The 25,238-nt window shown below is 68.0% G+C and carries 18 protein-coding genes and 1 pseudogene; 15 read left to right on the top strand and 4 right to left on the bottom strand.

Translation table 11 applies throughout. The annotated features are described in order from the left end of the window. Position 1 precedes the first annotated feature (1 nt). From BLT45_RS09485 to BLT45_RS09435, 11 genes are all read left to right on the top strand, one after another. Positions 2–1,423 carry an aldehyde dehydrogenase gene (locus BLT45_RS09485; protein ID WP_093297902.1) on the top strand — a complete coding sequence of 474 codons (1,422 nt, stop codon included), beginning with the start codon at positions 2–4 and terminating at the stop codon, positions 1,421–1,423. Between the two features lie 14 nt (positions 1,424–1,437). Beyond that, positions 1,438–2,112 (top strand): carbonate dehydratase, encoded by a 675-nt coding sequence (gene can, locus BLT45_RS09480; RefSeq protein WP_093297898.1) that lies wholly within the window; start codon positions 1,438–1,440, stop codon positions 2,110–2,112. Next, positions 2,105–2,500, top strand: a complete 396-nt coding sequence (locus tag BLT45_RS09475; RefSeq protein ID WP_093297895.1) for a RidA family protein — start codon at positions 2,105–2,107, stop codon at positions 2,498–2,500. The genes can and BLT45_RS09475 overlap by 8 nt, the downstream gene beginning before the upstream one ends. Before the next feature lies 1 nt (position 2,501). Continuing rightward, on the top strand, positions 2,502–3,032 hold the full coding sequence (locus tag BLT45_RS09470) for a 3-hydroxyanthranilate 3,4-dioxygenase (protein ID WP_093297892.1): 531 nt from the start codon (positions 2,502–2,504) through the stop codon (positions 3,030–3,032). Positions 3,033–3,051: 19 nt separating this feature from the next. After that, entirely contained in the window at positions 3,052–4,407 is a 1,356-nt protein-coding gene (locus BLT45_RS09465; protein WP_175455780.1) for an amidohydrolase family protein, read from the top strand. Between the two features lie 9 nt (positions 4,408–4,416). Next, positions 4,417–5,427, top strand: coding sequence for an amidohydrolase family protein (locus tag BLT45_RS09460; RefSeq protein ID WP_093297886.1), 1,011 nt, complete (start codon positions 4,417–4,419; stop codon positions 5,425–5,427). A gap of 58 nt (positions 5,428–5,485) precedes the next feature. Then, positions 5,486–6,760, top strand: a complete 1,275-nt coding sequence (gene kynU, locus BLT45_RS09455) for a kynureninase (protein WP_093297883.1) — start codon at positions 5,486–5,488, stop codon at positions 6,758–6,760. Between the two features lie 15 nt (positions 6,761–6,775). Further along, on the top strand, positions 6,776–8,146 hold the full coding sequence (locus BLT45_RS09450) for an FAD-dependent oxidoreductase (protein WP_093297880.1): 1,371 nt from the start codon (positions 6,776–6,778) through the stop codon (positions 8,144–8,146). Further along, positions 8,143–9,582, top strand: coding sequence for an exodeoxyribonuclease I (gene sbcB / locus BLT45_RS09445; protein WP_093297878.1), 1,440 nt, complete (start codon positions 8,143–8,145; stop codon positions 9,580–9,582). Before BLT45_RS09450 ends, sbcB begins: the two co-directional genes overlap by 4 nt. 65 nt (positions 9,583–9,647) lie before the next feature. Beyond that, the gene (locus tag BLT45_RS09440; protein WP_093297875.1) at positions 9,648–10,334 is read left to right on the top strand and encodes a DUF2461 domain-containing protein; all 687 of its coding nucleotides are present in this window, start codon (positions 9,648–9,650) and stop codon (positions 10,332–10,334) included. A 16-nt stretch (positions 10,335–10,350) separates the two neighbouring features. Beyond that, positions 10,351–10,893, top strand: coding sequence for a DUF2939 domain-containing protein (locus tag BLT45_RS09435; RefSeq protein WP_093297869.1), 543 nt, complete (start codon positions 10,351–10,353; stop codon positions 10,891–10,893). A gap of 17 nt (positions 10,894–10,910) precedes the next feature. Here BLT45_RS09435 and BLT45_RS09430 read toward each other — a convergent pair whose 3' ends face one another. The 4 genes from BLT45_RS09430 to BLT45_RS09415 all read right to left on the bottom strand — a co-directional run bounded on the left by BLT45_RS09430 (position 10,911) and on the right by BLT45_RS09415 (position 18,393). Continuing rightward, positions 10,911–11,822: a 5'-nucleotidase gene (locus BLT45_RS09430; protein WP_093297867.1), complete on the bottom strand. Its 912-nt coding sequence runs from the start codon at positions 11,820–11,822 to the stop codon at positions 10,911–10,913. A 40-nt stretch (positions 11,823–11,862) separates the two neighbouring features. Beyond that, positions 11,863–12,354, bottom strand: coding sequence for a hypothetical protein (locus tag BLT45_RS09425; RefSeq protein WP_093297864.1), 492 nt, complete (start codon positions 12,352–12,354; stop codon positions 11,863–11,865). 119 nt (positions 12,355–12,473) lie between these two features. Continuing rightward, entirely contained in the window at positions 12,474–13,241 is a 768-nt protein-coding gene (locus BLT45_RS09420) for an NAD kinase (protein ID WP_093297861.1), read from the bottom strand. An 82-nt stretch (positions 13,242–13,323) separates the two neighbouring features. After that, a complete protein-coding gene (locus BLT45_RS09415; RefSeq protein ID WP_093297859.1) occupies positions 13,324–18,393 on the bottom strand; it encodes an NAD-glutamate dehydrogenase in 5,070 nt (1,689 codons plus the stop codon). Positions 18,394–18,691: 298 nt separating this feature from the next. Here BLT45_RS09415 and BLT45_RS09410 point away from each other — a divergent pair. From BLT45_RS09410 to BLT45_RS09395, 4 genes and pseudogenes are all read left to right on the top strand, one after another. Continuing rightward, positions 18,692–19,297: pseudogene (locus BLT45_RS09410) on the top strand (TetR/AcrR family transcriptional regulator); the annotation flags it as partial. A gap of 104 nt (positions 19,298–19,401) precedes the next feature. After that, positions 19,402–20,583 carry an efflux RND transporter periplasmic adaptor subunit gene (locus BLT45_RS09405; protein WP_093297854.1) on the top strand — a complete coding sequence of 394 codons (1,182 nt, stop codon included), beginning with the start codon at positions 19,402–19,404 and terminating at the stop codon, positions 20,581–20,583. 15 nt (positions 20,584–20,598) lie between these two features. Further along, a complete protein-coding gene (locus tag BLT45_RS09400) occupies positions 20,599–23,763 on the top strand; it encodes an efflux RND transporter permease subunit (RefSeq protein ID WP_093297851.1) in 3,165 nt (1,054 codons plus the stop codon). 322 nt (positions 23,764–24,085) lie between these two features. Continuing rightward, the gene (locus BLT45_RS09395; protein ID WP_217629540.1) at positions 24,086–25,231 is read left to right on the top strand and encodes an efflux RND transporter periplasmic adaptor subunit; all 1,146 of its coding nucleotides are present in this window, start codon (positions 24,086–24,088) and stop codon (positions 25,229–25,231) included. The last annotated feature ends 7 nt before the right edge of the window (positions 25,232–25,238 follow it).

The following is a 25,238-nucleotide window of genomic DNA, read 5'->3' as shown; positions in this document are numbered from 1 at the left end:
CATGGAACGCTACGGCCACTTCATCGATGGCGAACCGCGCCCCGGTGGCGCCTGGCGTCCTGTCTTCGAGCCGGCCTCGGCCGAGGTCTACGCCGAAGTCGCGGACGGCAGCGAAAGCGATGTGCTGCAGGCCATCGACGCGGCCGAGGCGGCGTTTCCCGCCTGGGCCGCGCTGCCCTCCAGCGCCCGTGCGCGCTGGCTCGAGCGTCTGGCCGACGCGCTTGAAACCCACCTGGATGCGTTTGCCGCTGCGGAGTCGCGGGATGCCGGGAAGCCGCTGGCCCTGGCGCGCGACATCGAGATTCCGCGCGCGGTGGCCAACCTGCGCTTCTTCGCGCATGCGGCCACGCAGTTCGCCAGCGAATCGCACCACGGCGAAGCGGGCCTGAACTACACCCTGCGCGCACCGCTGGGCGTGGTCGCGGCGATCTCCCCCTGGAACCTGCCGCTCTACCTCTTCACCTGGAAGATCGCGCCCGCCCTGGCCGCGGGCAACACCGTGGTCGCCAAGCCTTCGGAGATCACGCCTGCGACGGCGACGATGCTCGGCGCGCTCGCCGCCGAGATCGGCCTGCCGCGCGGCGTACTGAACATCGTGCATGGCAGCGGACCTGCCGTGGGTGAGCCGCTGATCCTGCATCCGGCGGTGAAGGCGGTGTCGTTCACCGGCAGCACGGCCGTGGGCCGTCGCATCGCCGGGCTGGCGGGCCCCCTCCTGAAGAAGGTGTCGCTGGAACTGGGCGGCAAGAACGCCACCCTGGTGTTCGCCAACAGCGACTGGCGCGCACACCTGGACACCTTGCTCCGCTCGGCATTCCAGAATGCCGGCCAGATCTGCCTGTGCGGCTCGCGGCTGCTCGTCCAGCAGGCGATCTACGAGGAATTCCGCGATGCGCTGGTCGAGCGCACGCGCGCGCTGCAGGCCGGTCCGCTCGACGATCCGGCGACCCGGCTCGGCGCGATGGTGTCGCAGGCGCACTTCGACAAGGTGTTGGGCTGCATCGCCCGGGCCCGCGTCGAAGGCGGGCGCCTGCTCACCGGCGGGCAGCCGCTGGACCGGCCGGGCTGGTTCATCGCCCCCACCGTCATCGAAGGCCTGGGACCCGAAGCGGCGACCAACCGCGAGGAAATTTTCGGGCCCGTGGTCACGCTGCAGCCCTTCGAGGACGAGGCGCATGCACTCGCGCTGGCCAATGCGGGCGACTACGGACTGGCGGCGACGGTCTGGACGCGCGACCTGGACCGCGCCCACCGCCTGGCCGCGCGATTGCGCGCCGGCATCGTCTGGATCAACACCTGGATGACCCGCGACCTGCGCACGCCGTTCGGCGGCACGGGCGCGTCCGGCCTGGGCCGCGAGGGCGGCCTGGAGGCCATGCGTTTCTTCACCGAACCCAAGAACGTCTGCGTGGCGTTGCGCTGAGGACGAACTACCGAATGCCTGACCTTTCCGAACTCGAACAACTGCTGCAGAACAACCGCGACTGGGCCGCCCGCATCAAGCAGGAGGATCCCGGCTTCTTCAAGCGGCTGTCGCAGCAGCAGTCGCCGCGCTACCTGTGGATCGGCTGTTCCGATTCGCGCGTGCCGGCCAACCAGATCCTGGGCCTGGACCCGGGCGAAGTCTTCGTCCATCGCAACATCGCCAACGTGATGTCGCACGGCGACCTCAATGCCTTGTCGGTGGTGCAGTTCGCCGTCGACATCCTGAAGGTCGAGCATATCCTGCTGGTCGGCCACTACGGCTGCGGCGGCGTGCATGCGGCGATGACCGGCCTGCGCGTGGGTCTGGCCGACAACTGGCTGCGCCACGTGGCCGACGTGGCGATGAAGCACGCCGACCTGCTGGAGCAGGTCGATACCGAATCCCTGCGCCACGCGCGCCTGTGCGAGCTCAACGTGATCGAGCAGGTGTTCAACGTCTGCCAGACCACGGTCGTCCAGGACGCCTGGGCGCGCGGCCAACCGTTGGCGATCCACGGCTGGGTCTACAGCCTGTTCGACGGCCGCGTGCGCGAACTCGGCATGGACGTGGCGGGTTCGGACGACATCCAGCCTGCCTACCAGCGCGCCCTGGCCGGCGTGCCGCCGAGGGGCAAGCGCGATGAGTAATGTCGTCCAGGCGGGCGATGCACCGAAGCCCGTCGGCCGTTACCCGCACGCGCGGCGCGTCGGCGACCTGCTGTTCCTGTCCGGCATCGGCCCGCGCGACCCGGCGACGGATGCGATCCCGGCGGGGATCGATGCGCAGACCCACGCCGTGTTCGCCAACGTGCGCACGGTACTGGACGCCAGCGGCGCCCGCTGGGAGGACCTTGTGGACGTCACCATCTACCTGACCGACATGGCCGGCGACTTCCCCAGCTACAACGCGGTCTGGGCCGAGTATTTCCCCGACGCGGCGACGGCGCCCTGCCGCACCACGCTCGGCATCACCGCCCTGCCCACGCCCATCGCCATCGAACTCAAGTGCATCGCGCACCTGCCGGAGCGTCGCTGACATGCTGCCCAACCCGCTCAACCTGCAGGCCTGGATCGAGGAACACCGCCACCTGCTGAAGCCACCCGTCGGCAACAAGGTCATCTACGCGGGCGACTTCATCGTGATGGTGGTGGGCGGACCGAACCAGCGCACCGACTACCACTACGACGAAGGCCCAGAGTGGTTCTACCAGTTGGAAGGCGAGATGGTCCTGCGGATCCAGGAAGACGGCGCCCCGCGCGACATCCCGCTACGCGCCGGAGAAATCTTCCTGCTGCCGCCGCGAGTGCCGCATTCGCCACAGCGCATGCCCGACTCCATCGGCCTGGTCATCGAACGCAGGCGCCTGCCGCACGAGCAGGACGGGCTGATGTGGTTCTGCGAGCAGTGCAACCACAAGCTGTACGAAGAGTATTTCACCCTGCACAACATCGAAACCGACTTCCCCCCGGTGTTCGAGCGGTTCTACGCTTCGCGCGAGCACCGTACTTGCACGGCGTGCGGACACCTGAACCCGGCGCCGTCCAAGTACGTGATGCCGGATACCTGAACGCCGCCGGCACATGACCATGACCCGTCTTCCGCATCGCATGGTCGCCGCCTGCCTGCTGCTGGTCGCGGCGACGACTTCGCTGGCGCAACCGACACCCCCTGTGCCGGAGCCGGCCGCGCCCACGGTGATCCTCGCTGGCCACCTGATCGTCGAACCCGGCGAACCGACGCGGGGGCCGCATACCCTGCAGGTCCGCGACGGACGCATCGAGAAGGTGGTGCCCGGGCTGCGACGCGACCTGATCCCCGGTGCACGGATCGTCGACCTGAGCGACGCGTACGTGCTGCCGGGGCTCATCGACGCCCACATGCATCTCGCCATCGACATGCAGGCGGACACCACGACCAGCACATCGGAAGCACGACTGGCCTTGTCGACCGCCGCGTATGCCCGCCGCCTGTTGCGCGCGGGCGTCACCACCGTGCGCGACGTCGGCGACAACGGCGGTACGGTCTACGCGGTCCGGGACGCGATCAACCAAGGCCTGATCGAAGGACCCCGCATCCTCGCGGCGGGACGCGTCGTCTCGCGCACCGGCGGCCATGGCGCGAAGCGCGCATCGGCCATCGAACTGCCCTTCGTGCCCGCCTCCTGCGACGGCACGGAGTCCTGCCGCCGCGTGGTCCGCGAGAACATCGAAGCCGGCGCGGACTGGATCAAGATCACCGTCTCAGGCTCGGGCCGCGAGGCCGGCGGCCGCCCCGAGGCGTTGCCCAACCTGTTCGACGAAGAAGCCGAGAGTGCGATCGCCGCGGCCCGCCAGGCCGCACGATCGGTCGCAGCGCATGCCCACAGCACGGCCGCGATCAATCTCGCGCTGCGCGCCGGCGCACGCACGATCGAGCACGGCACCTATTTCGACGATGCCTCGGTCGCGCTGTTCAAGCGGAAGCAGGCCTATCTCGTGCCGACGGCCTTCGTCGCCGACTACGTGGGCTCCCGCCTCGACATGTTCGCCGGCGGCCGTGACGGGCGCTCGCAGGACGACCTGCGCCAATGGGTCGAAGCGGCCAAGGCCGGGCCCGGGCGCGCCTGGCGGGCGGGCGTACCGCTCGCGCTCGGCACCGATGGCGGGCCCAGTTTCGACGTCACCGCGACGGCGCGCGAGGTCGCGCTGTACGTCGCCTCCGGCGTACCTGCGCCGGCCGCACTGCGGGCCGCGACGGCCGGCAATGCGGATGCCCTCGCGATGGGCGACGCCCTGGGCCGCCTCCGCGACGGTGCGTGGGCGGACATCATCGCCGTGTCCGGCGACCCGCAGGCGGATGTCGCGCACCTCCTCCGGATGCGCATGGTGATGAAGGACGGACGCCTCGTGTGCCTGGACGATTGCGGCGATGCAGCGTCGCCAGCTGGGGAACCGGCGAAGTAGACTCGCGGCATGTTGAAGATCGATACCCATGCGCACTTCCTGCCCCGCGACTGGCCCGACCTGGCCGCCAAGTACGGGGACGTGCGCTTCCCGGTGATCCACCACGGCGACGACGGCCGCCATCGCATCTACAAGGACGGCAAGTTCTTCCGCGAGATCTGGCCCAAGACCTGGGACCCGGAGGAGCGCATCGCCGATTACGCCCGCTTCGGCGTGCAGGTGCAGGTCATCAGCACCGTGCCGGTGATGTTCAGTTACTGGGCCAAGCCGCACCACGCGCTGGAACTGCACCAGGCGCTCAACGACCACACCGCTGCAGCGTGCCGCGACTATCCGCGCCACTACGCCGGCATCGGCACGGTACCGCTGCAGTCGCCGCGCCTGGCCGTGCAGGAACTGGAGCGCTGCATGGACCAGCTCGGCCTGCAGGGCGTGCAGATCGGCAGTCACGTCAACGACTGGAATCTGGACGCACCCGAGCTGTTCGAGTTCTTCCAGGCCGCCAGCGAGCTCGGCGCCGCCATCCTCGTGCACCCCTGGGACATGATGGGGGCCGCGTCGATGCCGAAATACTGGCTGCCGTGGCTGGTCGGCATGCCGGCCGAACAATCGCGCGCGGCATGCTGCCTGATCTTCGGCGGGGTGCTGGAGCGACTGCCCGAACTGAAAGTGTGCTTCGCCCACGGCGGCGGCAGCTTCCCCTACACGATCGGCCGCATCGAGCACGGCTTCAACATGCGGCCGGACCTGGTGGCCACCGACAACCCGCGCAACCCGCGCGACTATCTGGGCCGGGTGTATTTCGATTCCTGGGTCGCCGATCCGCGGGCGCTGCACTACCTGTTGGATACCGTCGGCCACGAACGGGTGATGCTGGGCACCGACTATCCGTTCCCGCTGGGCGAGCAGGAGCCCGGCGCCGGCATCGCCGCCCTGGGCCTGGACGACGTGCAACGGGCGCGCCTGTACCACGGCACCGCGCTCGAATGGCTGGGCCTGCCCGCTTCCCGTTTTGCATGATCCTGCCTTCCGTCCCGGCGCCCCGTCGCCGGCATCGTTCCGCCTGACCTGACTTTCCATGACCGACCCGCTGTCCCGCACCCATATCATCGCCCTGGACGCTGCCGATCCGCTGCGTCCGCTCCGCAACGAGTTCCTGATCCCGCGCCACAAGCACAACGACCAGATCTATTTCTGCGGTAACTCGCTGGGCCTGCAGCCCAAGGGCGCACGCGGCTACGTCAACGAAGTCCTGGACAAGTGGGCGAACGAAGCCGTCGAAGGCCACTTCACCGGCAACGCGCAATGGATGACCTACCACGAGCTCGTGCGCGAACCGCTCGCACGGCTGGTGGGGGCTCAGCCGGCCGAGGTGGTGGCGATGAACACGCTCACCGCCAACCTGCACCTGATGATGGTGAGCTTCTACCGCCCGACCGCCGAGCGTCCGGCGATCCTGATGGAGGCGGGCGCATTCCCCTCGGATCGACACGCCGTCGAATCGCAGATCCGCTTCCACGGCTTCGATCCGGCCACCGATCTCATCGAGCTGGCACCGGACCAGGCGGACGGCACGTTCTCGCTGGAGGCCATCGAGCGCGCCATCGCCGAACATGGCCCTCGTCTGGCGCTGGTGCTGTGGCCGGGCGTGCAGTACCGCACCGGACAGGCCTTCGACATCGCGGAGATCGTGCGGCTCGGTCACGCGCAAGGTGCCGTGGTCGGCTTCGACCTCGCGCATGCGGTCGGCAACCTGCCGCTGCACTTGCACGACAGCGGCGTGGATTTCGCGGTGTGGTGCCACTACAAGTACCTCAACTCGGGGCCGGGCGCGGTCGCCGGCTGCTTCGTGCACGCGCGGCATGCCGACACCGACCGTCCCCGCTTCGCAGGCTGGTGGGGCCACGAGAAGGACACCCGTTTCCGGATGGCCCCGGAGTTCGTGCCGACGCCTGGCGCCGAGGGCTGGCAGTTGAGCAACCCGCCGATCCTCGGCCTGGCACCGCTGCGCGCGTCGCTGGAGCTGTTCGAAAAGGCCGGCGGCATGGAGGCGGTGCGCGCCAAGTCCCTCAAGCTGACCGGCCTGCTGGAAGCGCTGATCCAGGCGCGCCTGAGCGACGTGCTGCAGATCGTGACGCCGGCGGATCCTGCGATGCGTGGCGCGCAACTCTCGCTGCGCGTCGCCGGCGGACGCGACCGCGGTCGCGAGCTGTTCGATTACCTGCTGTCGGTCGGCACCGTCGGCGACTGGCGCGAACCGGACGTGATCCGCATCTCCCCTGCCCCCCTGTACAACCGCTACATGGACGTCCATCGCTTCATCGAGGAAGTCGAAACGTGGCGGGGCTTCTGATCCGGAGGAACGACCTTGGGCGCTGACGGCACGCGACACATCACCCTCATCGGCGCCGGGCTGGCGGGCGCGCTGCTGGCTACGTTGATGGCGCGCGCCGGTTGGCGCGTCGACGTGCACGAGAAGCGCGGCGATCCCCGGGTGAAGGGTTACGAGGGCGGACGCTCGATCAATCTAGCGCTGGCCGAACGCGGCCGGCATGCATTGCGGATGGCCGATGCCGACTCCGCAGTGATGCGCCAGGCGGTCATGATGCGGGGACGCATGGTGCATGCCGTCGATGGACGGCAGCAGCTGCAGCGCTATGGCCGCGACGATTCCGAAGTGATCTGGTCGATCCATCGCGGCGACCTCAACATCACCTTGCTGGACCTGGCGGAACAGGCCGGCGCGCACCTGCACTTCCATCATCGGCTGGAAGGCGTCGACTTCGATGCCTCCGTCGCGCGGTTCGTCGATGATCGCGATGGCAGCCGCATCGAGTCCGGCTTCTCCGCGCTGGTTGGCGCCGATGGTGCCGGCTCGTCGCTGCGCGCGGCGATGCAGGCACGCGAGGACCTGGGCGAACGGACCGAGTTCCTCGACCACGCCTACAAGGAACTGGAAATCCCGCCAGCGCCCGACGGCGGCTTCATCATGGAGCCCAACGCGCTGCATATCTGGCCCCGCGGCCACTACATGTGCATCGCGCTGCCCAACGACGAGCGCACCTTCACCGTCACCCTGTTCCTGCCGAACGAGGGCGACCCGAGCTTCGCCAGCGTACGCACGGGCGCCGAGGCGAAGGCCTTGTTCCTGCGTGATTTTCCGGATGCGGTGCCGCTGATCCCCGAACTGGAACAGGACTGGGAAGCCAACCCGGTCGGCGTGCTCGCGACGCTCTACCTGGACCGCTGGCGCCTTGGAGGCCAGGCCGTGCTGCTCGGCGATGCCGCCCACGCGATGGTGCCGTTCCACGGCCAGGGCATGAACTGCGCGTTCGAGGACTGCGTGTCGCTGGCCCGCCACCTGCAAGCCACCGACGACTTGGCCGCCGCCTTCGCCGCCTTCGAGGCCGAGCGCAAGCCCGATGCCCTGGCGATCCAGGAGATGGCGCTGGAGAACTACGTCGAGATGCGCGACAAAGTGGACGACAGCGGCTTCCTGCTCCAGCGCGAACTCGAGCTGGCGTTGCAGCAGCGGCATCCTGACCGCTTCGTGCCCCACTACACGATGGTCAGCTTCATGCGCATCCCCTATTCCGTCGCCCAGCATCGCAGCGAGCTGCAACGCGCCCTGCTGGTCCGGCATACGGCGGGGCGCGACCGTCTGGATCAGGTGGACTGGACGGCCGTGGATGCGGACGTGGCATCCACGCTGGCGCCCCTGGAAGACGCGGCGACGTGAGCGCGAGCTTCCTGTTCTACGATCTGGAGACCTTCGGCGCCGATCCGCGTCGTAGCCGACTGGCCCAGTTCGCGGCGATCCGCACCACTCCGGCGCTGGACGTCATCGACGAACCGATCAGCTTCTTCGTGCAGCCTGCCGATGATCTGCTGCCTTCCCCGGTCGCCACGCTGATCACCGGCATCACCCCGCAGCACGCGCTCCGCGAAGGCGTCAACGAAGCCGAAGCGTTCGCCCGCATCGCCGACGAAATGGGGCGACCCGAGACCTGCACGCTGGGGTACAACAGCCTCCGCTTCGACGACGAGTTCGTCCGCCACGGCTTGTTCCGCAATTTCCATGAGCCGTATGAGCGCGAATGGCGTGGCGGCAATTCGCGCTGGGACCTGCTCGACGTCATGCGCCTGATGCGGGCGCTGCGCCCGGACGGCATCACCTGGCCCCGGCGCGAGGATGGCGCCACGTCCTTCAAGCTGGAGCACCTCGCGTTGGCCAACCGTGTGCGCGATGGCGACGCCCACGAAGCGCTGTCGGACGTCGTCGCCACCATCGGGCTGGCGCGCCTGATGCGCCAGGCCCAGCCGCGCCTGTGGGATTACGCGCTGCAATTGCGCGACAAGCGCTTCGCCGCGCGTCTGCTGGACACCACCGCGATGCAGCCGGTCCTGCACGTGTCGCAGCGCTACCCCGCCAGCCGCCTGTGCGCCGCGCCGGTGCTGCCGCTCGCCCGCCATCCACGCTTCGACAGTCGCATCGTGGTGTTCGATCTCGACGCCGATCCGGCACCGTTGCTGGCGATGGCGCCCGCGGACATCGCCGACCGGCTCTACACGCCGGCCGCCGACCTGCCCGAGGGCGAGCAGCGCATCCCGCTGAAGGAAGTCCATCTCAACAAGGCGCCGGCCCTGGTGGCGTGGGCCCATCTGCGGCCGGACGACCTGCAACGCATGGGGATCGACGCCGATCGCGTCGCACGTCACGCCGAAGCCCTTCGCCAGGCGGGCCCCGAGCTGGCCGAGAAGGTGCGCCAGGTGTTCGCCGGCGCGCAGGAGTACCCGCGCGGCGACGTCGATGGCTCGCTGTACGACGGGTTCCTTGCCGACGCCGACAAGCGCCGCTTCACCGACGTGCGCACGACGCCGCCTGCGTTGTTGGGCCAGCGAGACTTCGGCTTCCGTGACCCGCGCCTGCCCGAGCTGCTGTTCCGCTATCGCGCGCGCAACTGGCCGGGCACGCTGGACGCGGCCGAGCGTGCGCGCTGGGACGACTACCGCCGCACGCGCCTGCAGACGGACAGCGGGCTTTCCGAACTGGACTTCGCCACGTTCGATCAGGACGTCGCTGCACTGCGCATTGCCCACGCCGGGGATGGTCCGCGCCTGGCCCTGCTGGATCATGTGCAGCAATGGCGCAACGACCTGGGCGCCAGCCTCTGACGCGGACGGCCTCATTGAGGGCGGCGTTGTCGGCCATTTGACACCGGCCTGACTACAATCGGCACATGGCCACCTACTTCTCCGATGCCAGCTTCAAGTTCCTGCGCGGGCTGGCGCGACACAACGACAAGACCTGGTTCAACACGCACAAGGCCCGATACGAGGACCATGTGCGCCAGCCCTTCCTCCGCCTGCTGACCGATCTGCAGCCCGACCTCGCCGCGGTCAGCCTGCATTTCCGCTCCGAGCCGAAGACGGTCGGCGGCTCGCTGTTCCGGATCTACCGCGACGCCCGATTCTCCAACGACAAGTCGCCGTACAAGTCCTGGCAGGGCGCGCGCCTGTTCCACGAGCGCCACAAACAGGTCCCCGCCCCCTCTTTCTACCTGCATCTGCAGCCGGGCGAATGCTTCGTCGGCGCCGGCCTCTGGCATCCGGAACCCGACACCCAGCGTCGCGTGCGGCAGTTCATCCTCGACAATCCCGGCAGTTGGAAGAAAGCCGCGCACGAGACCGCGTTCCGGCGCCGGTTCGAGTTCGAGGAGAGCGAAAAGCTGGTGCGCGCCCCGCGCGGGTTCCCCGCCGATTTCGAGTTCATCGAGGATCTCAAGCACCGCAACTTCGTGTTCTGGCGCTCCTTGGATGATGCGACGATGACAGGGCCGCGGCTGCGGCAGACCGTGGCCGGCGACCTGAAAGCGCTGGGACCGTTCGTGGATTACCTGTGCGCCGCGCTGGACCTGGAATTCTGAGCCGGAGGCCTTGCCGATGAAAAAGTCGCTCGTGATCGGACTGCTGCTGGCCGCCGTACTCGGCCTGGCGGCCTATGTCGTCGCCGGACCGTACCTCGCCATCCATGGCATCCGCACGGCCCTGGCCGAGCAGGACACCGGCCGGCTGCAGAAACACGTCGACTTCCCCGCGTTGCGGGTGAACCTGCGGGCCCAGGTGGAAGATGCACTGGCGCGACGCGCCGGTACCGACGTCGCGTCCAACCTGTTCGGCGCGGCCGCGCTCTCGATCGCGAACAGCCTGCTCGGCCGCGGCGTGGACACGCTGGTGACGCCGATGGGCATCGCCGCGATCCTGGAGGGCCGGGCCACCTGGAAGCGCGCCGTGGGCGAAACCGTCGGTGGCGATACCTACGCACCCGCCGTGCCGGCCGATCCGTTGAAGGAAGCCACCCACCACTACGAATCGCTGTCGCGATTCACTGCGACCATCCACGATGCCGACGGCGATCCGCTCGTATTCGTGTTCACCCGCCAGGGATTGCGCTGGCGGCTGACCGATATCCGGTTGCCGCTGTAGCGCGGATTGCCCGAACGTCAGGGATTGGCGACACCATGCGGGACGTGGCCGGCGGCGACATGCTGGCGGGCGCTGTCGATGTTGTGCTGCGAGTCGTCGAAGAAGATGTCCGCGCCGAACGCTTCCAGGAACGGCCCCTTGTGGCGGCCGCCGAGGAACAGCGCTTCGTCCAGGCGCACGCCCCATTCGCGCAACGTGCGGATCACCCGTTCGTGCGCGGGCGCCGAACGTGCGGTCACCAGGGCCGTGCGGATCGGCGAACGCTCGTCGGCCGGGAACACCTGCTGCAGCTGGTGCAGGGCCGACAGGAAGTTGCGGAACGGGCCGCCGGACAGCGGCTCACGCGCACGCGCCTGCTCATGCTTGCCGAAGGCCTCGACGCCCTGCTCCCGCGAGATGCGTTCGCTTTCGTCGCTGAAGATCACGGCGTCGCCGTCGAAGGCGATGCGCAGTTGGTGCTCGTGCCGCTGCTGCTGCGGCGCACTGGCCGGCAGGATGGTGGCGGCGGCGATGCCGTGTTCCAGCGAACGGCGCACCGATTCCGGGTTCGCCGAGAGGAACAGGTCGGTTCCGAACGGCTTCACGTAGGGCCAGGTCGCCTCGCCCGCCGTGAACGTGGCGCGCACAATGCCCAGGCCGTGGTGCTGGATCGAGTTGAAGATGCGCAGGCCGGTATCCGCGGAATTGCGCGACAGCAGGATCACTTCGACGCGGGGCGTGTCTTCGGCGGCGCCGGCGTTGAGCGCCAGCAGCTTGCGCACGACCGGGAACGCGATGCCGGGGGCCAGGACATCGTCCTCGTGCGCGCGCTGGTAGTCGCTGTACGCCTCAACGCCTTCGCGCTCATAGAGCGCGTGGCTCTCTTCCAGGTCGAACAGCGCACGCGAGGTGACGGCAACGGTGAGCAAGCGGGGGGTGTTGTCGGCCATGCATACAGTATCCGCCATCCCGCCCGCGCTGCGTGAGACGTCAGCTGCCCGGTGCGGCCGAGATGCGCAGCTGCGCCGGCGGGCCGCGCCGGTTGTCCGGCGTCACCGCGCGCACTTCCACGATCAGGTCGATGGGCCGCTGCTCTGCCGGCGGACCGTCCTGCCAGAGGAAAACGAACTCGCTGCGGCGTCCGTCGATGCGACCGGCGACCGGTGTCTTGGGGAAGATGGACAGGCGGTCGTCGCCGCCGATCACCTGGAACTCGAACCCCAAATCGCGCAAGCGGTAGTCCGTGCCCCGTGGCCACTCCACGCTGAGCGTCAGCAGGCCACTGGCATCGCAGGACGCGCGTCCGTTGATGCCGCGCGTCAGGCTGACCACCTCCAGCGCCGGCGCCCGCAACGCATCGCCGGCCTCGACGGTGGGCGCTCCCGCGACGGCGAACGGTGTGGTGCCGGTGGACAGGCTGCAGGCCGCTGCGTCGGCCACGACAAGACAGGCGCAGATCGCCAAAGCGTACTTCAACTGCATCGGTACCCCTCCCCGGGCGGATGCGAACCGAACCGCTATGCGGCGCTGGATACCATGCGCATCGAGGTGCGGCAAGCCGCAGTGCGGCGGAATCGCGTTGTCCCCAGGGACAATGCGACTCAGGTCATGAACTGCTCGCTGAGGATGCGCTCTTCGAGGTTGTGCTCGCGGTCGAACAGCAGCGTGACCATGCGGTCGCGAGACTCGCGGATCGTCACCTCCACCACGTCGCGCACTTCATGCGAATCGGCGGTGGCGCTGACCGGCCGCTTGTAGGGGTCGAGCACGCGGAAGCGCACTTCGGTGTCGGCCTTCAGGATGGCACCGCGCCAGCGGCGGGGGCGGAACGGGGCGATCGGCGTGAGCGCGATGGTGTTCGAACCCAGGGGCAGGATCGGCCCGTGCGCGGAGAAGTTGTACGCCGTGCTGCCGGCGGGCGTGGCGGTCAGCACGCCGTCGCAGATCAGTTCGTCCAGGCGGGTCTCGCCGTTGAGGTCGATGCGGATATGGGCGGCCTGGCGCGTCTGCCGCAGCAGCGAGACTTCGTTGTATGCCAGCGATGACGTCGTGGTGCCGGATTCCGTCAGTGCCTGCATCTCCAGCGGACGCAGCTTGGCGGGCTCGGCCGCCGCGATGCGCTCGACCAGCCCATCTTCCCGGTAGTGGTTCATCAGGAAGCCCACCGTCCCCAGCTTCATGCCGAATACCGGTTTGCCCAGCGCACCGTGCCGGTGCAGCGTCTGCAGCATGAAGCCATCGCCACCCAGCGCGCACAGCACATCGGCCTGGTCAGGCGAATGCGCACCGTGTTCGGCCTGCAGCGCCGCCAAGGCGTCCTGCGCCTCGGGCGTGGGGCTGGCGAGGAAGGCGATGCGGGGCTTGGTCATCCGTGGCTCCATCGTCGGGCCTGCACAGCGTACATAAAAAAGGCGGCCCGAAGGCCGCCCCGTTTCATGTCTCAGGCGATGCTCAGCCCTGCGACGCCAGCTGGCCCAAGCGCTGCACGGCCACCGACGCGGTCGGGTAGTCCAGCGTCTTCTGCGCTGCCAGCTCGTTGAGCATGTTCAGCGTGAAGCGCAGGCCCGCGTCATCGCGGCCCAGCCAGGCCTGGACCTTGGCATCGGCATTGCCGCCCGGCAGCGACAGCACCTGATTGGCCAGGGTGCGCTGGTGCGCGGCGAGCTCATCGCGCAGCACGCCACGTGCGACCGCATGCCAGCGACCGTCGACCTTGAGCGCCTCGATCTGGTCCTGCAGCCACGGCAAGTGCAGGGCTTCGCCCAAGCGGTAGTGGACCTTGGACACTTCGACCGGCTTGAGCTTGCGCGCACGCGCCAGTTCGATGATGTCGCAGGACGGTTCCAGATACGGCAGCGCCGCGATCTGGCCGGCCAGCGCGACCGGCAGACCCTTGTCCTTCCAGTCCTGCAGGCTGGCGTTGTATGCCGGGCGCAGCGAATCCGGCAGCACGCCGTCGGCCGCACGGATCTCGTTGAAGCCGTCGTGGTAGCGCTCCACCGCCGTGGCGATCGCCGGGATCGGCCCCTGGCGGGTCAGCAGCCAGCGGGTGAAGTTGCGCTGCACCTGCCAGATGACCTGCAGGGCATCGATCTGCACCGATTCCGGCACCTGGCCATCCAGCGCGTCGATCTGGTTCCACAACGCGCGGGCATCCAGCGTCTCGCGGGTGATCGTGAAGGCCTTGGCCACTTCCGCCGGCGAACGGCCGGTGTCTTCCTGCATGCGCAGCAGGAAGGTGGCGCCCATCCGGTTGATGGTGGTGTTGGTGACCGCGGTGGCGATGATCTCGCGCTTCAGGCGGTGCTTCTCCATCTCCGAGGCGTACTTCTTCTGCAGCGGCTGCGGGAAGTAGCGCTGCAGCTCCTTGGACAGGTACGGATCCTCGGGGATGTCCGATTCCAGCAATTGCTGGAACGCCACCAGTTTGGAGTACGACAGCAGCACCGACAGTTCCGGACGGGTCAGGCCCTGCCCGCGCGCCTTGCGCTCGGCCAGCTCGGCATCCGACGGCAGGAACTCGATCTGGCGGTCCAGCAGGCCCTGCGATTCAAGTGTCTGGATGAAGTGCTGCTTGGAGCCCAGGCGCGAGACGCTCATGCGCTCCATCAGGCTGATGGCCTGGTTCTGGCGGTAGTTGTCCCACAGCACCAGCTCGGCCACTTCGTCCGTCATGTCGGCCAGCAGCGTGTTGCGGGCATCCATCGACAGCTTCTTGGCCTGCACCACCCCATTTAGCAGGATCTTGATGTTCACCTCGTGGTCGGAGGTGTCCACGCCGGCGGAGTTGTCGATGAAGTCGGTGTTGAGCAACACGCCGTGCTGCGCGGCCTCGATGCGGCCGAGCTGGGTCAGGCCCAGGTTGCCGCCCTCGCCCACCACCTTGCAGCGCAGGGCGCGGCCGTCGACGCGCAGCCCGTTGTTGGCGCGGTCGCCCACGTCGGCATGCGTCTCGCCGGCGGCCTTGACGTAGGTGCCGATGCCGCCGTTCCACAGCAGGTCGACCGGCGACTTCAGGATGGCGCTCATCAGCTCGTTGGGCGTCATCGCCTTCACGCCATCGGCGATGCCGAGCGCGGCACGGACTTCCGGCGTGATCTCGATGGACTTCGCGCTGCGCGGATGGATACCACCACCCTTGGAAATCAGCTTGGCGTCGTAGTCCGCCCAACTGGAACGCGGCACCTTGAACATGCGGTCGCGTTCCTTGAACGACTTCGCCGCGTCCGGGTTCGGATCCAGGAAGATGTGGCGGTGGTCGAACGCGGCCAGCAGACGGATATGTTCCGACAGCAGCATGCCGTTGCCGAACACGTCGCCGGACATGTCGCCGATGCCCACGCAGGTGAAGTCCTGCGTCTGCGAATCGCGGCCCAGGGCGCGGAAGTGGCGCTTGACCGATTCCCACGCGCCGCGGGCGGTGATGCCCATGCCCTTGTGGTCGTAGCCCACCGAACCGCCGGAGGCGAATGCGTCGCCCATCCAGAAGCCATGCGCGATGGCCAGGCCATTGGCGATGTCGGAGAACGTCGCCGTGCCCTTGTCCGCGGCGACGACCAGGTACGGGTCGTCCTGGTCGTGGCGCACCACGTCCACCGGCGGCACGATCTTGTTGCCGACGATGTTGTCGGTGATGTCCAGCAAGCCCTGGATGAACAGCTTGTAGCAGGCGATGCCCTCGGCCAGCACGGCGTCGCGGTCGCCGCCCACGGGCGGACGCTTGACGAAGAAGCCGCCCTTCGCGCCGACCGGGACGATGACGGTGTTCTTCACCATCTGCGCCTTCACCAGGCCGAGCACTTCGGTACGGAAATCCTCGCGGCGGTCGGACCAGCGCAGGCCGCCACGGGCCACCGGGCCGAAGCGCAGGTGCACGCCTTCCACGCGTGGGCCGTACACGAAGATCTCGCGGTACGGACGGGGCTTGGGCAGGTCCGGCACTTTCGCCGAATCGAACTTGAAGCTGATGGTGTGGGCCGGCTGGCCGTCCTTGCCGCGCTGGTAGAAGCTCGTGCGCAGCGTGGCTTCGATCGCGCCCATGAAGCCGCGCAGGATGCGGTCTTCGTCCAGACTGGACACGCGGTCCATCAGCTTCAGCAGCGACTGGTGCGCGGCGTCGATCTGCTGCTCGCGCGCACCGCCGCGGGCATCGACCAACACCGCCAGCGTCTTCGCCGCGGCTTCGTCGTCGCCGGCCAGCGCCTTCAGCTGCGCGGCGAAGTGCTCCTGGCCCTCCTTGATCTGCGCCTTGCTCTCGCTGCCCGTCGCCGGATCGAAGCGGGCCTCGAACAGCTCCACCAGCAAGCGGGCGAGCAGCGGGTAGCGGTTGAGCGTTTCTTCGACGTAGCTCTGCGAGAACGGCACGCCGGTCTGCAACAGGTATTTGCAATAGCCTCGCAGCAGCGCGACCTGGCGCCAGGCCAGGCCGGCGCCCAGCACCAGCTTGTTGAAGCCGTCGTTCTCGGCGTCCCCGCGCCAGATGCGCGCGAAGGCGTCCTCGAACGCGGGCGCGAGGCGCTCGACATCGAACGCACCGTTGACCGGCTCGACCTCGAACTCCTGGATATAACGGGCGCCTTGTCCGGTCTCGAGGCGGAACGGATGCTCCGAGATCACCCGCAGGCCCATGTTCTCCATCAGCGGCAGGGCGTCGGACAGCGGAATGTCGGATTCCTGCTTGTACAGGTTCAGGCGCAGGCGGCCCTGCCCGGGACGCTTGCGGCGCGACTCGTGCAGACTCAGGCGCAGGTCGTCGACGCCGGTCAGCGCGGCCAGGTGTTCGACATCGCGCGCAGCGCCTTCCGGCGACACCACTTCGATGTACCCCGCCGGCAACGCACGGCCGTAGCCGCCTGCCAGCAGAAGTCCCTTGGATTCGCCGTGGCGGCCGATCAGGGTCTCTCGCAGGTCGTCCTGCCAGTTGCGCAGCAGGTGGGCGATGTCGCCCTCGAGCGCGGCGGTGTTCACGTCGACCTGCTCACCGGCCTTCGGGCGGATGGTCAGGTGCAGCTGCGCCAGCGGCGACTCGCCGAGCAGCACGCTGCTGTCGACGTACTCGCCGCGCATGGCGTCCTTCAACAGGGACTCGATGCGCAGGCGCACGTCGGTGTTGAAACGTTCGCGCGGGATGTAGACCAGCGCCGAGTAGAAGCGACCGTAACGGTCGCGGCGCAGGAACAGCTTGCTGCGCACGCGCTCCTGCAGGCCGAGGATGCCCATCGCGGTGCGGTACAGCTCCTCGTCGCTGGACTGGAACAGCTCCTCGCGCGGCAGCGTCTCCAGGATGTGGCGCAGCGCCTTGCCGCTGTGGCCGCTGGGCGACAGCCCGGACTTCTGCATCACGTACTCGTGGCGCTCGCGCACCAGCGGGATTTCCCAGGGGCGGCGGTTGTAGGCGCTGGAGGTGTACAGGCCGATGAAGCGCTGTTCGGCGATCGGGTTGCCCTGCGCGTCGAACTCGAGCACGCCGATGTAGTCCATGTTGCCCGGACGGTGCACAGTGGACCGGCGGTTGGTCTTGGTCAGGATCAGCGCATCCACCGAGCCGCCCTGCGGCAGGTAGTGCGCGGCCAGGGTCTTGATGTTGCGCGGCGGCGTGGTGTCGCCCTCGCGCAGCAGGCCCAGGCCGCTGTCCTCGACCGCGCCGAGGATGCCGGTGCCCTTCTCCACGCGGTACTCGCGGTAGCCGAAGAAGGTGAAATGGTCGGCGGCGGCCCAGCGCAGGAACTCCTGCGCCTCGCGGCGGCCGTCGTCGTCCACCGGCATGCGGCGGGTCGCGAGGTCGTCGGCCAGCGCCAGCATTTTCTCGCGCATCGAGCTCCAGTCGCGGACGATCGAACGCACTTCTTCCAGCACGGAGCGGATGCGCTTCTCGATCTGCGCCATCTCTTCCGCAGGCAGGCGGTCGATCTCCAGCAGCATCAGCGACTCGGGCTTGCCCTCGCCCACGGCGGAGACCTTGCCGGCCTTGTCGCGGGTGAAGCGCACCAGCGGATGGCCCAGGACGTGCACGCCGACGCTCATGTCGGCCAACGCCATGCTCACCGAGTCCACCAGGAACGGCATGTCCTCGTTGACGATCTGCAGCACGGTGTGCGGCGATTCCCAGCCATGCGACTTCTGCGAGGCATTGAACACGCGGACATTCGCGGTGCCCGCCTTGCGGGTACGCGCGAACGCGAGCATGTCGGTGGCGATGGCCGCCCAGCCTTCAGCGCTGTGATGGGGATACTCGTCCTCCTCCATGCGCTTGTAGAACGCTTCGGCGAAGGTCTGCGCTTCCGTCTGCGCAGCGGCGCCGGACACGCGCTTGCGGATCGCCGCCAGGATCGGCGACAGCGAGAACGCTTCGCCCGTCGTGGTCGCCACTGCCTTGCCCTTCGCGGCCTTCGCCGCCTGCACCGGTCGGGCCGCCACCTTCTTGGTGGGGGTCGCCTTCGGGGTCACCGACTTGGTGGCCTTGGAGGCTTCCGGTTTTGACGTCTGTTTCGAGGCTTTTTTCGGGCTGCGTGCAGCGTTCATGCAGGGAGTGGCTCAACGATTGGTAGTCGAATGGTCATTGTATCCCTCGCCGCCATGACAAGACTTGCTGCGCGGCCACATAAGCTTCGCTTGCAAACGCATGCCGAATTTGTTTGGGAGCGCGCTCATGCACGGATGCCGCAAGGCCGATGCCGCGCCGGCCACCATGCGCAGGCGCATGGAAGCACACGCGGTTCGTCACGCGCCGATAACAAGCTCGCGCGCCTGCTTTGTGCACGGAAATGCCCTGAAATCAAGGCTGTCAAATTTTTAAACTGGACGGTATAGTCTAGTCCGCATGCGCCCCTCCCCCACTACGTCCGCGCTCGATCAGCGTCGCAGCCGCGTCCACGAGGCCGTGCGCGAACTCATGGCCGAGCAGGGCTTCCGCATCAGCATGGACGCCGTCGCGGCGCGCGCCGGGTGTTCGAAGCAGACGCTCTACGCGCACTTCGGCAGCAAGCAGGAACTGTTGCGCAGCGTGATCGCCGAACACCAGGAACTGGCCACCGCACGGCTGTCGCCGGCGACCGAGGCGCCGCGCGAGGCGCTGCTGGCCTTCGCCGAGGAACACCTGCGCCACCTGTGCGATCCGTCCGTGGTCGCCGCCAGCCAGCTGCTGGCGGCAGAAGCGCACCAATTTCCGCAGGAAGCGCGCGACCTGTACCGCGACGCCTGCGATACTCTCGTACAGCGCCTCGCCGCCTGGCTGCAACACGCCATGGACCAGGGCCGGTTGAGGCATGACGATCCGCACTACGCCGCGGAGTTGCTGCTCAGCATGATCGTCGGGATGGATTTCGAGCGCCAACGCTTCGGCGTCCCCCATCGCGCCGGCCGCCAGGCGCGCCAGCGATGGTCCATGTTCGCCGTGGACACCTTCCTGCGCGCGTTCGCTCCTTCCCGCGACGACGGCGAACCCGTCCCGCCAGCCGCCGGCCCCGGCCGCCGCATCCGCTCGCTGCACCCTCTCCCCACGTCTCAAAGAAAAAGAAACGGAGCTTCCCCATGACGTCCCCCGTCCGTTCCCTCGTCCTGGCCAGTGCCCTGCTCGCAGTCCTCGCCGCCTGCAGCAAGCCCGAACAGCAGCAGATGCCGCCGCCGGAGGTGGTGGTGCTGAGCGCCACGCCGCAGGATGTGCCCCTGCAGCGCGACCTCGTCGGCCGCCTGTCGCCCTTCCGCAGCTCCGACGTGCGGGCCCGCGTGGCCGGCGTCGTGCAGAAGCGCGTGTACCAGGAAGGCAGCGACGTCAAGGAAGGCCAGGTGCTCTTCCTGATCGACCCGGCGCCGCTGCAGGCGTCGTTGAGCGCGGCACAGGCGAACCTGGCGTCGGCGCAGGCGACCTACGCCAATGCGAAGGTGTCCGCCGACCGCGCCCGCCAGCTGGCACCGCAGAAGTTCGTGTCCAAGTCCGACCTCGACAACGCCGAAGCCGCCGAACGCAGCGCGGCCGCGGCCGTGCAGCAGGCCCGCGCCAATGTCGAGACCGCGCGCATCAACCTGGGCTACGCCAGCGTCACCGCGCCGATCTCCGGCCGCGCGGGCAAGCAGCAGGTCACCGAGGGCGCTTTGGTCGGCCAGGGCGACGCCACGCTGCTGACCACGATCGACCAGATCGATCCGCTGTACGCCAACTTCTCGATGAGCTCCAGCGAAATGCAGTCGATCCAGCAGGCCCAGGGCGAGGGCAAGATCGAACTGGCCGGCGCCGGCCAGCGCACGGTGCAGATCGTGCTGCCGAACGGCCAGGTCATCGACCAGACCGGCACGCTGGATTTCTCGGACACCGTCGTCGATCCGGCCACCGGCAGCGTGTCGCTGCGCGCGACCGTGCCGAACCAGGGCCGCACACTGCTGCCCGGCACGTTCGTCACCCTGCGCGCGACGCTGGGCGAGCAGAAGGGCGCGTTCCTGATCCCGCAGGGCGCGATCCAGCGCGATACGGTCAGCGCCTACGCGATGGTCATCGGCAAGGACGGCAACGTGGCGCGCAAGAACGTCAGCACGCAGCAGGCCGTCGGCGCGAACTGGCTGGTCACCGACGGCCTCGCGGCCGGCGACCAGGTCATCGTCGAAGGCCTGCAGAAGGTCAAGGAAGGCGCGCCGGCCAAGGGCGTCACCGCCGAACAGGCGGCCGCTGCCAAGGCCGCGCAGGCCAAGCCCGCGCCGGCGCAAGGCAAGGCCGAGTAAGAAGGACCCTCCCCCATGCCCAAGTTCTTCATCAACCACCCGATCTTCGCCTGGGTCGTGTCGATCCTGATCTCGCTCGCCGGCGTGATCGCGATCCTCAACCTCGGCGTCGAATCCTATCCGTCCATCGCGCCGCCGCAGGTGACGGTCAGCGCGACCTATCCCGGCGCCAGCGCGGAGACCACCGAGCGGTCCGTCACCCAGGTCATCGAGCAGCAACTGACCGGCATCGACAACCTGCTGTACTTCAGTTCGAGCTCCAGTTCGGCCGGCCAGGCGTCGATCACCCTGACCTTCCAGACCGGCACCGACGCGGACATCGCGCAGGTGCAGGTGCAGAACAAGGTGTCGCTGGCCACGCCCCGCCTGCCCAGCGAAGTCACCGCGCAAGGCGTCGTGGTCGCGAAGGCCAATGCCGGCTTCCTGATGGTGGTGGGCCTGCAGTCCGACAACCCGAGCATCGACCGCAACCGCCTGAACGACATCGTCGCATCGCGCGTGCTCGACCAGATCGCGCGCGTGCCGGGCGTCGGCAGTACCCAGCACTTCGGTTCCGAGTACGCCATGAACCTGTGGCTGGACCCCGGCAAGCTGCAGGGCTTCAATCTGTCGGCCACCGAAGTCCTCACCGCGGTGCGTGGCCAGAACGTGCAGTTCGCGGCCGGCTCCGTCGGTTCCGACCCGGCGCCGGAAGGCCAGGCGTTCACGGCCACGGTCTCCGCCGAGGGCCGCTTCACGACGCCCCAGCAGTTCGAGCAGATCATCCTGCGCGCCAACAGCGATGGCTCCACCGTCCGCCTGAAGGACGTGGCCCGGGTCGAGTTCGGCGCGCAGAACTTCGGCTTCGACACCCAGTTCAACGGCAAGCCGGTCGGCGCCTTCGCCATCCAGTTGCTGCCGGGCGCCAATGCGCTGAACGTGGCGGACGCGGTGCGCGCGAAGATGGACGAGCTGGCGCCCAGCTTCCCGCCGGGCGTGAGCTGGTTCTCGCCGTACGACACCACCACCTTCGTCAAGATCTCGATCGAGGAAGTGGTCAAGACGCTGGTCGAGGCCGTGATCCTGGTGTTCCTGGTGATGCTGGTGTTCCTGCAGAACTTCCGCGCCACCATCATCCCCACCCTCGTCATCCCGGTCGCGCTGCTCGGCACGTTCTGGGGCCTGAGCCTGATCGGCTTCACCATCAACCAGTTGACGATGTTCGCCCTGGTGCTCGCCATCGGCATCGTGGTCGACGACGCCATCGTGGTGATCGAGAACGTCGAACGCATCATGGCCGAAGAGAAGCTGCCGCCGCGCGAGGCGACGATCAAGGCGATGGGCCAGATCACCGGCGCGGTGATCGCCATCACCGTGGTGCTGGCGGCGGTGTTCATCCCGTCCGCCCTGCAGGGCGGCGCGTCGGGCGAGATCTACAAGCAGTTCGCGCTGACCATCGCCATCTCGATGGCGTTCTCTGCCTTCCTGGCGCTGGGCTTCACGCCGGCGCTGTGCGCGACCTTCCTCAAGCAGCACGAACACGACAGCCACGAGAAGAAGAACATCATCTTCCGTACGTTCGAGAAGTACTACGGCAAGCTCGAGAAGACCTACGTGGGCCACATCGGCGCGGCCATCAAGCACGCGCCTCGCTGGATGGTGGTCTTCGCGTTGTTGACCGTCCTGGCGGGTTTCATGTTCACCCGGCTGCCGAGCAGCTTCGTGCCGGAGGAAGACCAGGGCTACGCGCTGGCCATCGTGCAGCTGCCGCCCGGCAACTCGCTGCAGAAGACCAAGCAGGTGTTCAACCAGGTCCGCGGCACGCTGCAGCAGATGGACGGCTTCGACGGCGTCATGGAAGTGGCCGGTTTCAGCTTCCTCGGCCGCGGCGAGAACGTCGGCATGGCCTTCATCCGGCTCAAGCCCTGGGACGAGCGCGACGTCACCGTGCCGGAGTTCATCCAGCAGGCCAACCAGCGCTTCTACGGCATCAAGGGCGCGCAGATCTTCGTGGTGAACCTGCCGACGATCCAGGGCCTGGGCCAGTTCGGCGGCTTCGACATGTGGCTGCAGGACCGGGCCGGGTTGGGCGAGGAAGCCCTGATGGCGGCGCGCAACCAGCTGCTGGGTGCGGCCGCCCAGGACCAGAGCCTGATGGCCGTACGTCCCAACACACTGGAGAACGCGCCCCAGTTGCAACTGCACGTGGACCGCGTGCAGGCGCAGGCGATGGGCCTGTCGGTGAGCGACATCTACAACGGCATCCAGCTGATGCTGGCGCCGGTGTACGTCAACGACTTCTTCTATGAGGGCCGCATCAAGCGCGTGAACATGCGTGCCGATGCCGCCTACCGCACGGGTGCGGAATCGCTGGGCCGCATCTACACGCCCAGCAGCCAGCAGACCGACGCCAGCGGCGGGCGCGCGATGATCCCGCTCTCCAATGTGGTGCAATCGAACTGGGCCTCGGTGCCGCCGTCGCTGTCGCGCTACAACGGCTACTCGGCGGTGAACATCAACGGCTCCGCGGCGCCCGGCAGTTCCTCGGGCCAGGCGATGACCACGATGGAGCACATCGTCACCGACCAGCTTCCGCAGGGCTTCGGTTACGACTGGAGCGGCATGTCGTACCAGGAAATCCTGGCCGGCAACAGCGCCACCCTGCTGATGGTGCTGTCGATCGTGGTGGTGTTCCTCTGCCTGGCCGCGTTGTACGAAAGCTGGTCGATCCCGGTCGCCGTGCTGCTGGTGGTGCCGCTCGGCGCCCTGGGCGCCCTGGCCTTCACCATGCTGCGCGGGCTGTCGAACGACCTGTTCTTCAAGATCGGCCTGATCACCATCATCGGCCTGGCGGCGAAGAACGCGATCCTGATCGTCGAGTTCGCGGTGATGGAGCGCAAGCAGGGCAAGACCCTGCGCGAAGCGGTGATCTCGGCCTCGCACCTGCGCTTCCGCCCGATCCTGATGACCTCCTTCGCGTTCATCATGGGCGTGCTGCCGATGGCCATCTCCACCGGCGCCGGCGCCAATGCCCGCCACGCCATCGGCACCGGTGTCATCGGCGGCATGATGTTCGCCACGTTCCTGGGCCTGTTGCTGATTCCGGTGTTCTTCGTATCGGTGCGGCGCATGCTGGGCGACAGGATGGACGAGCCCTCCAAGGAGTTCCTGGAGGAACAGGGCAAGCCGGCGTCCCGCTGAGCGCACTGCGGATGGAACGAAGCCCCGGCCCTGCCGGGGCTTTTTCTTTGTGTCGAGGGCATCGCGATCCTGTACCTGACCGCGATGGACCGCTTTCGCCGTGTCGACGGTCGGCCTCGCCCCGCCCCTTGAACACCGAGGCAGGCCTGGTAAACGCACCGCACTTCTAGCCGGCGTCTCAAACCGTGATAATCCGGCGCTTCATGCTGTCGAACCGGCCCCCGCCCGTTCGTCGCCCTGACGACCTCCCTGACCTGCCGAAGACCTCCCCATGACACGGAAAGACCCCAACGCACGGAAAAAGCCCTCCACGCCCCTGCGCATGAGCCTCATGCTTATCGCGGTGGTGCTCGTCTTCGGTGGCGTATTCATCGCCAAGGCGGTCATGGGCAACTTGTTGAACGGCTTCTTCGACAACATGCCGCAGCCCGCCTCCACGGTGACGGACTGGACGGCCAAGGAAGAGGAATGGGTCGACGCGCAGCAGGCCGTGGGTACGTTCGTCGCGATCAACGGCACGGATGTCACCACCGAGGCGGGCGGCGTCGTGCGCAGCCTGTCGATCGACGTGGGCAAGCCGGTCAAGGCCGGCACGGTGCTGGCCCAGCTCAACACGGCCAATGAACTGGCGGTGCTGAAGTCGCTGGAAGCCTCGTCCAAGCTGGCCGCCGTCCAGCGCGACCGCTGGCAGGCGCTGGCACGCGACAAGCTGGTCTCGCAGGCCGAGGCCGAGGAGCGCGCCACAGTGGCGGCCACGTCGCTCGCACAGGTCGAGGCGCAGCGTGCGTTGATCGCGCAGAAGACCATCCGTGCGCCGTTCGACGGCGTGCTCGGCATCCGCCAGGTCAACCTGGGCCAGTTCATCAACCCGGGCGATCCCATCGTCAGCCTGCAGGCCCTGGACCCCATCTACCTCGACTTCACCCTGCCCGAGCGCCAGGTCGGCCAGGTGCTGCCGGGCACGGCCATCCGCGCCACCGTCGACGCGCTACCGGGCCAGGTCTTCGAAGGCAAGGTGACCGCCGTCGAACCGCAGGTCGATGCAGCCACCCGCAACTTCAAGGTGCAGGCCACGCTGGACAACGGCGAATACAACCTGCGCCCGGGTGCGTTCGCGCACGTCGGCTTCGACACCGGCGACAGCCGCAAGGTCGTGGTGGTGCCGCAGACCGCGATCAGCTTCAACCCGTACGGCAACGCCGTGTACGTGATCCAGGAAGTACAGCGCGCCGAAGGCGAGAAGGACATGCAGGGCAACCCGCTGACCGGCAAGAAGCTGGTGGTGCGCCAGCGCTTCGTGAAGACGGGCGCCACCCGCGGCGACCTGATCGCGGTCACCGAGGGCCTGAAGCCCGGCGAGCGCGTGGCGACCACGGGCCTGCTCAAGCTGCGCAACGATGCCGAAGTGGTGGTGAACAACAAGGTGCAGCCGGTGACCGAGGCCCAGCCGAAGCCCGAGAACCGCTGACGGAGCG

The organism is Pseudoxanthomonas sp. CF385 (genome assembly GCF_900104255.1).
Taxonomy (GTDB): Bacteria; Pseudomonadota; Gammaproteobacteria; order Xanthomonadales; family Xanthomonadaceae; genus Pseudoxanthomonas_A.
Note: the sequence above shows the minus strand (reverse complement) of the source record. Positions and strands in the feature narration are given on the sequence as shown.